This is a genomic window from Pseudomonas sp. PB101 (assembly GCF_009764265.1).
Lineage (GTDB): Bacteria > Pseudomonadota > Gammaproteobacteria > Pseudomonadales > Pseudomonadaceae > Aquipseudomonas.
Genome location: NZ_RWIR01000044.1, coordinates 1 through 1,449, shown reverse-complemented (window position 1 = coordinate 1,449; position 1,449 = coordinate 1). Strand labels below are relative to the sequence as shown.

General features: G+C 53.5%; 1 protein-coding gene. It reads left to right on the top strand.

Annotation, left to right across the window (positions count from 1 at the left end; all coding sequences use genetic code 11):
* Positions 1 to 52 precede the first annotated feature (52 nt).
* A protein-coding gene (locus tag EI969_RS13090; RefSeq protein WP_371925942.1) for an IS3 family transposase occupies positions 53 to 1,422 on the top strand; the annotation gives its coding sequence in 2 pieces (ribosomal slippage) (positions 53 to 526 and positions 529 to 1,422; 1,368 coding nt in all).
* The last annotated feature ends 27 nt before the right edge of the window (positions 1,423 to 1,449 follow it).

The window sequence follows — 1,449 nt, the reverse complement described above, 5'->3', positions numbered from 1 at the left end:
TGGACTGCACCCCAAAAGCTGGACACCAATCCTGACTTTTGGCGGTGTTTCCATGGGCAAGTTTTCGCTTCAGTTCAAAATTACGGCCATTGAGGCTTATATCAACGGCAATGTAGGTTTTCGCAAGGTAGCTCACCGCTACTTGATCGACTGCAGCCTGCTTCGGCGCTGGGTCGCCACCTATCGGGCCCGAGGCAGTGCTGGCCTGCAATCTCATGGTCGCCATTACAGCGCGGCATTTAAACGCTCAGTCATCCAATGCATGCAAAAGGAGCGGCTCTCACATCGGGAAGTCGCCGCGCGGTTCGGGCTTGGTCAGTCCTCGCAGGTGGGCATTTGGGAGCGGCAGTACTACAGTGGCGGTCTTCCTGTCCTGATCGTACCCAAGAGAAAAAAGGCTGTCGTCATGCCCAAAAAAACGCCTGTCCCTGATCAATCCCAATCCGTGGACGACGATTCGAAGAGCCGAGAGCAACTGAAGGCCGAACTCGAACACCTGCGTATGGAGAACGCTTACCTAAAAAAGCTCGAAGAGATAAAGGAGGTTTCGAAGAGGAGTCGCCCCGGGAAAAAACCATCGCCGTAATGGCGTTGAGATCCAGGTTTCCTCTGGACGGTCTGCTCAAGCTAGCCAACCTGGCTCGCAGCACGTTCTATTACCAGGTCAGCGCCCTTCAGAAACCCGACAAATACGCCTCGCTGAAAACGAAGATCCGAGACCTCTACGACGAGCACGAAGGGCGATTTGGCTATCGCCGCATCGCTTTGGCGCTTCAAAAGAAAGAGTCGGTCAGTGAAAAAATGATTCAGCGCTTAATGGATCGCATGGGCCTTAAGTCCTTGGTGCGCCCCAAAAAATATCGATCCTACAAGGGGCAAATTGGAACCATAGCGGCGAATCTCCTGGAGCGTAATTTCGTCGCGCAACGGCCCAATCAGAAGTGGGTAACTGACGTCACCGAGTTCAAGGTCGGATCAAAGAAACTCTATCTGTCGCCGGTAATGGACTTGTACAACGGTGAGATCATCGCCTATGAAACGGCCCCGCGACCGTGCTTTGCTTTGGTGACCGGAATGCTGGAAAAGGCCTTCGAGCGCCTACGAGGACCGACTCATCTGCTGCTTCACTCCGACCAAGGCTGGCAGTATCAGCAACCTCGCTATCAGCATGCGCTGAAGCAACGCGGCATAAAGCAGAGCATGTCACGTAAGGGAAACTGCCTCGACAATGCGGCGATGGAGAGCTTCTTCGGCACCCTGAAGTCCGAGTTTTTCTACCTCAAACGCTTCGAGAACCTGGAAGAGCTGAATGTAGGGCTGGACGAGTACATCAGTTACTACAATCATGATCGGATCAAATCAAAGCTCGGCGGACTGAGTCCTGTGGAATACAGGACTCAGTCAGTGGGCATGTGGCAGTAGACCGTCCAACATTTTGGGGTCAGTCCA